General features: G+C 61.4%; 7 protein-coding genes and 2 pseudogenes. 6 read left to right on the top strand and 3 right to left on the bottom strand.

Annotation, left to right across the window (positions count from 1 at the left end):
* Nucleotides 1-311: 311 nt before the first annotated feature.
* Nucleotides 312-1505, bottom strand: coding sequence for a cytochrome P450 (locus BMX78_RS17085; protein WP_091421887.1), 1194 nt, complete (start codon nucleotides 1503-1505; stop codon nucleotides 312-314).
* 647 nt (nucleotides 1506-2152) lie between these two features.
* On the opposite strand from BMX78_RS17085, the pseudogene istA reads away from it, so the two are divergent.
* The 6 genes and pseudogenes from istA to BMX78_RS17055 all read left to right on the top strand — a co-directional run.
* Nucleotides 2153-2894 (top strand): annotated as a pseudogene (istA, locus tag BMX78_RS23475) (IS21 family transposase); the annotation flags it as partial.
* Nucleotides 2895-3537: 643 nt separating this feature from the next.
* Entirely contained in the window at nucleotides 3538-4734 is a 1197-nt protein-coding gene (locus BMX78_RS17075) for an MFS transporter (RefSeq protein WP_286139095.1), read from the top strand.
* A 325-nt stretch (nucleotides 4735-5059) separates the two neighbouring features.
* Nucleotides 5060-5908 carry an SDR family oxidoreductase gene (locus BMX78_RS17070; protein WP_286139094.1) on the top strand — a complete coding sequence of 283 codons (849 nt, stop codon included), beginning with the start codon at nucleotides 5060-5062 and terminating at the stop codon, nucleotides 5906-5908.
* A gap of 69 nt (nucleotides 5909-5977) precedes the next feature.
* A pseudogene (locus BMX78_RS23725) lies at nucleotides 5978-6103 on the top strand (SDR family oxidoreductase); the annotation flags it as partial.
* Between the two features lie 60 nt (nucleotides 6104-6163).
* On the top strand, nucleotides 6164-6685 hold the full coding sequence (locus BMX78_RS17060; RefSeq protein WP_211482588.1) for a nitroreductase/quinone reductase family protein: 522 nt from the start codon (nucleotides 6164-6166) through the stop codon (nucleotides 6683-6685).
* Between the two features lie 87 nt (nucleotides 6686-6772).
* Nucleotides 6773-7252, top strand: a complete 480-nt coding sequence (locus BMX78_RS17055; protein ID WP_091421880.1) for a nuclear transport factor 2 family protein — start codon at nucleotides 6773-6775, stop codon at nucleotides 7250-7252.
* Nucleotides 7253-7488: 236 nt separating this feature from the next.
* Here BMX78_RS17055 and BMX78_RS17050 read toward each other — a convergent pair whose 3' ends face one another.
* Nucleotides 7489-7971 (bottom strand): MFS transporter, encoded by a 483-nt coding sequence (locus tag BMX78_RS17050; protein ID WP_091421877.1) that lies wholly within the window; start codon nucleotides 7969-7971, stop codon nucleotides 7489-7491.
* 343 nt (nucleotides 7972-8314) lie between these two features.
* Nucleotides 8315-9547 (bottom strand): glutamate--cysteine ligase 2, encoded by a 1233-nt coding sequence (locus BMX78_RS17045; protein WP_091421876.1) that lies wholly within the window; start codon nucleotides 9545-9547, stop codon nucleotides 8315-8317.
* Nucleotides 9548-9603: the final 56 nt, after the last annotated feature.

Here is a 9603-nt window from a genome sequence, read left to right as displayed (position 1 = left end):
GTCGATGTGGGCTCCCGGTGTCCAATCCGGCAAGCGACCGTGATCCGGGCGCGACAGTGTTATGCGGATGACCCGGTCGTTGAGGAGTTCCTTCGACACCACGACCGCCTGACTGACCTGCCCTCCCTCCGGCGCGCTCATGCACACCTCGTAGCACGCGGACGGTGCACGCTTAGTGCCGCAGGGATGGTGGTCTCGGGGCATGATCCGAGCAGTCTCGCGGACCGTGACCCGTTCCCGGGTAATGGATTAGTCATAACGTGCCTCCTTTGGCAAGAAACGTGTGGTGGTCTTTAAGCCTCTGAGTCAGATCACCACTCGACTGCGAGTGGGATTGACTCGAAGATCTGCATCCTGTTGTTGGGTTCCATGACAATGTCCCCCGCGAGCTCCATTGATGTGACTCGACGAGCAATCGCCGTGACCATGCTCTCCGCTTCCAGTCGTGCAATGTGCTGTCCCACACACTGATGTATACCAATTCCGAAGGCCAGGTGGCCGGACGGATCTCGGTCCAGGTCGAACTCGCCGGGGCGGTCCCATCTACGGGGGTCCCGATTGGCTCCCAGTATCGAGAGGAAAATCTTCTCTCCCGCAGGGATCGTGACTCCTCCCAGTTCCACGTCGGTGGTTGCAGCCCGAAACATCGCTGTTATCGGAGTTTCAAGTCGAAGTGCCTCATCGAAAGCAATACGGGCAAGCGATGGATCCTCGCGTAGCCGTCGATACTGATCAGGATGACGCGCGAGCGCGGCTATCACAGCCGAAATGCCGTTTACCGTGGTGTCGACCCCCGCCGCCAACAACGCGAACACGATGTCACTTGCTTGCTGATCGGTAATCTCGCCCCGATCCCGTGCGTCCCAGACATCGCTGGCGATCCTGCCTGGCACGAGGGCTTCTCGCCGCGTGTTTTCCGCAATCCATTCCCAGATCGGGGGAATTCGGTCTTCCATGTAATGCGAAAGCTCATTAGGGGGGCCGGATAGGTTGAAGAGATATGCGCCAAAGAGCGCGAGATCTACCTGCTCGTGATTGCGGATTCCCAGGGCTTCGAGAAATACCCGCTGCGGGAAGACATGAGATATGTCAGAGACACCGTCGATGCGGTCACGACCGGCCAGTCCGTCGATCAGCGTGTTCGCCTCGGCCATCCAGACAGGACGCAGAGCGCGCAATTTTCGTGGTCCGATGACCGTACTCGCCGCGCGCCGGATCGAGTCATGCCACGGCGGATCCGCTTCGAGGATCCCGAGTGCTTCCTGCGGGTCGGGTCCCCTTCGAATATTGACCAACCCGATGCCGGAACCAACCTCGAAAGTCTGCCATTCCCGGAAAAGCCGATCGACGATGTCAAAGCGACCAGTGGCGTAGACCCCGTATTTTTCCAAGTAGACGACTTCGCCCGCTTCGCGCAACTCGTCGTGCGCCGCTATATGGTCGCTCGTGGACGCATCCGAATACGGGTCTATGGACACGACACGATCACGAGGAATGGTGAACAAGATTCCGCCTTCCAGTAACTGAGATGGGGGATCTTCTGCGGGCTCCGGACACGCAGAAAGACTCCACGTGCGAAGTGAACCGACCGGCACGAGCCTCGGCCGATAGAGATTGTGTCATCTTTGACCACCTGTGTTTTTGGACCCAGTAATCTCTGGAGTCATCATTTTTGAGTCAGTGGCGCAACAAGCTTTTGCGCGTGCAGTTCAGCGTTCGGTGGCCAGCAAACTTCTGAGCGCTACAATTTGAGCGCTCAATATAGAACGATAAAGTGACCTAGATCTCTTGTCAATGTTCTCTTCGCACCGGCAGCGATCAAAACAGCCCTAGTCGGCCATGCGACAAGCAGCAAAGCCCGTCCTAGCAGGGCTAACGCCTTCTAACCGCAGCCCCAGTAACGTACTCACGCCGCGCGCCCCTGAGCCTTCACATGCTGGGAAATCGACGTAACCAGTGGTCAATATAGTACTGATCCCCCAACACCTGTCAGGTTAGGGTCGAAATCAGCTATTGAGCACACACCCCTGAGAGGGTCCTAGAGTCCAACTGGACAGAGCAGCGGAAAAGCTAGGCGTGCGGCTGACAACCGGCTGTCGGTGACGGTTGAAAAGTGAGCCACCCGTTCCAAACGATTGGGTGGGTGATCACAGTGGAGGATTGGGCGCGTATTCGGCGGTTGTATCTGGCCGAGGGTGAGTCAATGAGGTCGATAGCGGCGGGGTTGGGGGTCTCCAGGAACACGGTCGCGGAAAGCAGTCAGTTCTGACGGTCCGCCGACCTACGTCCGGGCGCCGCAGGACTGCGGGATCAGGGCTGTGGAACCGGCTATTCGTGCGCTGTTGCTGGAGAACCCGCGAATGCCGGCGACGGTGTTGGCTGAACGGGTGGGCTGATCTGGGTCCCCGGCCTGGTTCCGCGAGAACGTTGCCAGGATCCGGCCCGAGTATGCCCCGGCGGATCCAGCTGACCGGATCTCGTACGATCCCGGCGATCAGGCGCAGTGCGACCTGTGGTTCCCGGAGATCCGGATACCCGTTGGTGCCGGTAAGGCCAGAGTGTTGCCGGTGCTGGTGATGGTCTGCTCGCATTCACGGTTCATCATGGCCCGGATGATCCCGTCCCGGATGACCGGGGACCTACTGGCCGGAATCTGGGAGCTGCTCGGATCCCTGGGCGCGGTTCCGCGGCGGCTGATCTGGGACAACGAAACCGGCATCGGCCGGCGGAACAGCTACGCCGCCGGAGTCGCAGCGTTCGCCGGTGTCCTGGCCACCCGAATCGTGCAGGTCAAACCCTACGACCCGGAGAGCAAGGGTGTGGTGGAGCGGGCCAACCAGTTCCTGGAGACGTCCTTCCTGCCGGGCCGGGTCTTCGCCTCCCCGGAGGACTTCATGGGTGCTAAGCCCAGTTGCATGTTCAGCTCGACGTCGCCTTCGAAGCCGTCCATAGCGTTCTGGTAGAGCATCTCGCTGTCGGTGTCTTCGAGCATGTGTTGTTCCAGCATGCCCCGCCAGTCGTCCGGGAGGTCCAGGTCGTACAGGTCCTGGATGATTTCGACCTGGTCAAAGAGGCAGCGGAGTGCGAGTTCCTGGGCGATTCATGTCGGATGGGTCCATCCTCGGATCAATGCCCCGGTCATGTCCGCGGCGATGACGAGGAACTGTTGGGCGAACCGGACGTCATATTTATCTGCCTGCCGGGGTGGAAGTCCGGACAGGACAAAGGTGGCGATGTCCTGGCGGTCGATCCGTCAAGCTTCAGCAGGTCGGTGAGATCCTCGAAAAGCTGGTCTATCAGGACGGCGGAGGCCTCCCAGGGCGCCGACCGGATGGCTCCCCGGGACGAGCGGACGTCCACGGAGTATCCTTGCTGCCTCCGCTCCTACATATCAGCGGTAATCGGCTCAACCAAGCCACTTAGGCATCGTATGCAAAGAAACATGGCTTCGAATCCAATCTCCAGCCCTGGGTCGTGTAAGCTGGCACTCCGCTCGCCACCTCCGGTGACGCGGACTTCCGGCGGAAGGGTGCAGTCGTGGCGAAGTGTGAACCGAAGCTGTGGTCCACCGGCTTCGTCCTCGCTTCCGCTGTCAATTTCTGCATCACCCTGGTTTTCTACCTGCTGATGACGATGATGGCGCTCTTCGCTGTTGAGCAGTTCAGCGCTTCCCAGTCCGCGGCCGGCCTCACGGCGAGCTGCTTTGTTCTCGGCGCGGTCCTGGCCCGCATCTTCGCCGGCAAATTCCTGGACTTCGTCGGCAGACGCCGGATGCTTCTGATCGCACTGGTCGTGTTCGTCATCGCCGGAATTCTCTATATTCCGGCGGACAACCTCATGCTGCTGGTGGTGATCCGGACTGTCCACGGGATGACATTAGGTGCCTCGAGCACGGTCCTCGCGGCATCCATCATCTCGCTGATCCCGGTCCTACGGCGCGGCGAGGGAATCGGGTACTTCGGTATTTCGGCCACCCTGGCCAATGCCATCGGCCCATTTCTCGCTGTCCTGCTCATTGATTCGGTGACGTACGAGGCGGTGTTCGCCGTAAGCTCGGCGTCTGCGGCAGTTGGGCTGATCCTCGCCCTGTTCTTGCGTCTGCCTGAACATCAGCCGACGCCGGAACAGGCCGCCAACAAGTGGCGCATGCGCCCCATCGACATGTTCGAGCCGGCGGCGCTGGCGATGGGCAGCGTCATGTTCGTCGCGGCGATCGGCTTCTCCGGGGTGCTGACATTCCTCAACTCCTTCGCCCAGGCAGAGAACATGGTCGTGGCGGCCAGTGCGTTCTTTCTCGTCTACGCAACCGTCACGCTCATCTCACGCCTCTTCGTCGGCCGGATGCAGGATCGTCTCGGTGACAATGCCGCGATCTACCCGGCGTTGCTCTCCTTCGCTGTTGGCCTCGGCCTTCTCGGGATCGCACCCAACTGGTTCGTTGTGGTGCTCTCCGCCGTGTTCATGGGCTTCGGCTTCGGCAGTCTCTTGCCGAGCGCGCAGGCTATCGCCGTCACGATGTCACCCCGGAACCGGATCGGCGTTGCAACATCGACGTTCTTCGTGGTGATGGAAACCGGTTTCGGAGTCGGTCCGCTCGTTCTCGGTGGGCTGCTGCCGCTGACCGGCTTCCGCGGCATGTTCGGCCTTCTCGCCGTCGTCACTTTTCTCGCCGGGGTGCTTTATCACTTCGTGCACGGCTTCCGGAACGTCAAACCCGCCCACCCAGCCAGCTGACCGGGGCGGCCACGTCCGCGATGGGGCTCGTGCGCACCGGCCGGCGTTGACCGGATGCCGGTCAGCGCCACGACGTTCGCAGTATCTGCTTTGCTTCGGTCGGCCCACGCAAGCGATCGCTCAGCTCGCTATACCAGGTCAGTTCCTCGAGACGCCCGACGACGTCACCCATCTGATCGAATCAGGCATGGACGCTTTGTTCGTCCAGCACCAGGCCGGGCATGAGCACATCTCAACGACGGCCTTTAGCAAAGTGGTTTCGAATCCAATACGATCGTTATTGACCTGAGATTCTCGTTGCCACAAAAGCCGTGGAGAGATGTGGGTGGAAAGAGTGAATTCATCAAAGACGTGGTTCATCACTGGGGCCTCTCGCGGTTTCGGCCGGGAGTGGGCAACCGCGGCACTAGAGCGGGGCGACCGAGTCGCCGCGACGGCGCGCGACTCATCGTCGCTGGATAACTTGGTTGAGACGTTCGGTGATGCAATCCTGCCCATCCAGCTCGACGTCAAGGATCGAGAGGCTGACTTCGCCGCGGTCGCGAAAGCACACGAGCATTTCGGCGTCCTTGACGTCGTCGTCAACAACGCAGGTACGTGGCACGTCGCGTGCATAGAGGAGATCTCCGAGGATGAGGCGCGCGGCCAGCTGGAGACCAACTTCTTCGGTCCCCTCTGGGTAACTCAGGCCGCGTTGCCTTTCTTGCGCGAGCAGGGCGGTGGACACATCATCCAGGTGTCGTCGCTCGGTGGCGTCTCGACGTTTCCACTGTTCAGCATGTACCACGCTTCCAAGTGGGCTCTGGAGGGCTTCTCGCAGGCCTTGGCTGATGAGGTCGCGGGCTTCGGTATCCATGTGACCATCATTGAGCCTGGCGTGTTCTTGACGCCAGGGTACGAGGCCCCCAACCCGACCTCGGCACCGAACCCTGAGTACGATAAATACCGGGAGAAGGCCGCGAAAAGGCGGGCCGCCAACCAGGCGCCGCTCGGCGATGCCAAGGCGTCCGCCGTAGCGCTCCTTCAGGTAGTCGATGCGCAGAAGCCGCCATTGCGGGTCTTTTTCGGCACGGCTCCGTTCAATCTTGTGAAGAGCGAATACGCCGAGCGGTTGGCCACATGGGAGAAGTGGAACCACATCTCGGAACTGGCGCAGGGCAATGCTCAAGGGTGATACCGATAACCAGGTCCGGGTCGGGTCCCGGCTCCTGGGAGTCGTTCGCACCTTCGTCAAACGCCGAGCGAGCGGCATGCGCGTCGAGCACTATGCCGGGCCACCGTCGTGGCGTTCCTGCTTTCGGACGAGGCGCGATACGTCACGGGTGAGACGCTGCGCGTCGACGGTGGGCTCCTCACCGGTGAGAAATAAAGAGACCGTCGAGTTCACCTATCTGGATCGAGTATCAGTGACAGGCAAGGGAGGATCACCGTGACGCGGTTCACATCTGCTGGAGGAGCCGAAGTGTGGCCGCACGTGGGCGCGCGCGGCCACGGCGCACGGGTCGACTGGATGGTCGACCACGTAGCGGGATACCTGGAGTCCGGTGGTCTTAAAGGTCATATCGTCGATTTCACCGCAGTCGGTGGGCTGGCATTCACGACCTGTTTGCTGCTCGAGAACGTCGGACGCAAGAGCGGCAAGCGGCACATAGTGGCCCTGATCTATGGCTGCGTCGGCGGCGAAGTGATCATCATCGCGTCGAAGGGCGGAGCGGACGTCCCTCCCGCCTGGTACCTCAACATCACCGCCAGCCCCGAGGTCGCTTTCCAGATCGGCGGCCAGGCGTTCCGGGCGACATGGCGCGAACTGCAGGGAACCGAGCGCGACGAGATCTGGGCATTCATGAAGAAGGTCTATCCGCCCTACGAGGAGTATCAAGCGGGAACCGGTCGCCAGATCCCGCTCGTTGCACTCCAGGCGACCAACGAGATCGATCGCTTCAGCGCCTGATGCGGACGAGCTGGGCCAATCGATGGTTTAAACCCTCCAAACGACAGACGTTCAGTCAACATTTATCGTCGACCGAAAGGCTAAAAAGTGTCTGAAGATCTTGCCAAAAGGCTGTCCCTAGTCGAAGACGAACGGGCGATCACACGCTTGCTTTACCGCTACAGTCACGCTATCGACCGTGGTGACAGCGACGGATGGGTCGCTTGCTTCACTGCGGACGGCGCCTTCAGGGGGAGAGGAGAAGGTGTTGACTTCGCCCCGACCAGCGCTCAGGGACAAGTTGCCTTGCTGGATTTCGCGAAGCGCCACGCGCAACCGGCGGACTTTGGTTACCAGCACGTCGTGGTCGAACCGCTGATCGACGTCGATGGCGACACGGCCAGATGCGTGTCGTTCTGGGTCACCCTGGCCGAGAACGATGCCACCGCCCCGGTCCCGCGTGCATTCGGGCGCTACGAGGACGAGATCGTTCGCGACGTCGACGGCCAATGGCGCTTCCGGACCCGTACCATCGTGGTGCGCGCCCAGACCTCTGATGTGAAGCCCCTCTCCTACCGGCATAACTGAAGCAGTCGGCGTTACCCGATTCGTAGGTTCTGGTGTCAAGGGGCAGAGGTGAGCGGCTCCCTGCTGGTTAGTCGGGCCGCTCTTTAGTGGCGGCTGCGGGTGGATGAGGCGGCGTGCGTGGTTGTGGGAGCATAGGCTGCCCGAGTTTCACAGGTCAAGCTCTGCGATGGCGTGGTGATCTGTCCGGGCGGTGATCCTGTGGATTCCGACCCCGAGCCGATCAATCTTACGAACACCTAGGAAACAGCTAATGAGTAGTGACACGCGCCTCGCCCCTGCAACAGGGCCACGATGGAGATGACGCCTATCATGCGGCCGCGGTGGGTTGGCGGCACGATCCTGAGCACGGTGGTGTACAGCAGCGGCAGCATGACTGCGATGCCCGACGCCTGCACGATCCGGCCCGCGAGGAGAATCTCGAACCCGGGTGCGAGCGCTGCGATCAGAGTGCCGATCGAGAAAAGCGTCATGGCGGTCAGATAGACACGGCGGAGCGGGAAGCGCGCAATCAGATAACCGGTGAGCGGAATGACGATCGCCATCGTGAGGAGGTAACCAGTGGTCAGCCATTGCGCGGTGCTCGCGGTGATCTGCAGATCGACCATCATCGTCTGTTGTGACGGGCTCACCGGCTTCCCAGAGGCCGTTGCAGCGACGTGGCCTGCCACGAGGCTCCAGACCTGCGTCGTGCACCTGATCCGGGCCTCGATGCGCTTCATCCAAAAAGGTTGCCTCCGCCCTGTGGCCCGTTTACACCGCCAAACAGCCGAGGCGGCGGAAGAGGTGCTGGATGAATTTGAGGCCTCCGACAGTGGGACGAAGTCACCCGGCTGGACCTCACCCACCGGCCGCCACTACAAAGCAGAACAACGCAACCACCAACCACCCTACTGGCTACCCGGACTCCTAACCCAAGCAACCGACGCCACCGGATTCCTGACGCCTGCGCAAGATCCACCCGCAACGGAGGCACCGCTGGCTCAGCGAATCCTCCTCGGTCCCGTGACGCCTCTCGTTAGGCCTGCCGTTGGGACTGCCGAGGACTGCCAAAAGGGCTGGCCGCTAGGACTGCCTGACACGCAGCAGTTCCGGTGCATCATCCACCGTGGAAAGATTCAGGGAGCCACGCATAGTAACCTCCACCGCGTGCCTGACCACAGCGCCGAAACCAAGATCGCCGGGTGCTGAGGCTGCCAAAGTACTGTCCCGGACCCGCCGCTGTTCAACTGCCCCAGTTCCGCGCGAAATAATATCCTCAACTCCTTGCCGGGCCAAGGCAAGTTCGCCTTGCTCCTGCAATACGGGGGCCAGATAATCCACCAGGGAGCGGACCACATCGGTGGCACGCGCCGGCCGAAAAGTCCCAAAGTCCAGCAGTTCTCCGCCAAGTCCTTCGCTGCTTGCTTGCCAGGACGCCATGCGCAAAATTACTGTAGGCACGGGGGCGGGATCCACACCGTCGTGCCACTCCCGGCTGGCAGTCTCAACAAGCGCCCGCACCAGGACGGCGATCAGCGCGGCGTCCTCGGCCCGAAGGCAGACGTCCGCCACCCGCACCTCAACGGTTGGATGGTTCCGGGACAGGCGGGCATCGAAGTACAGCATCCCTTCATCCAGCATCACGCCTGTATCCAGGAGACGGGAAACCACACGGCGGTAGGCCGGGTAGTTCCCGTAGATTCCGGACGGCCCGGCGGTGGGCCAGCGGTTCCACGCCTGCGTGCGGTAGCTCTCGAAGCCGGTCTGCAGACCGTTCCAAAAGGGTGAATTGGCGCTGAGGGCAGTGAGCACAGCCAGCTTGTCGCGGATCCTGTCCAGCACTGCCACGCCCTCATCGTGCGACTCGATGTAGGTGTGTACGTGGAAGCCGCACGTCAGTTGCTCCTGGGCGGTCAGGCCAAACCGTTCCAGCATCTTGGCATAGCGGGGATCAGGAGTGGTGTGGCTGGACAGCCCAAGCGGCGAGGTGGCCAGGGCGGCCACGCGTGCATTGTTCTTCTTGGCGGCCTTGTCCGCAAGCGCCCGGCCGGCCCGGATCTGTTCCAGAAGCTCTGCGTATTCCAGGCATGGCCTTGTCTGGGTCTCTATCTGCTCCAGCTTGAGTTCGGCACTCAGGCCCATCCCGTCGCCGGCATTAAGAACGTGGCCGCCCTGGGTGTCCGGAACATGGGGATCATCCGGAGCGTCATCAGCTGCCATCCGGCGCACGGACAGCAGTGCATCAGCCAAGGCCAACGGTTCACCGCTTCCCGGATCAACGATCAGGAGTTCTTCCTCGACGCCGAATGTACGCATACTCACATTCTGCGACAGAGCAGGGCATATTGAAGGCCCTCAACACTTCATGACGA

Source organism: Arthrobacter sp. OV608, from assembly GCA_900110595.1.
In the GTDB taxonomy this organism is placed as follows: domain Bacteria; phylum Actinomycetota; class Actinomycetes; order Actinomycetales; family Micrococcaceae; genus Arthrobacter.
The sequence above is the reverse complement of the archived record's forward strand: the minus strand, read 5'-3'. Positions and strand labels throughout refer to the sequence as shown.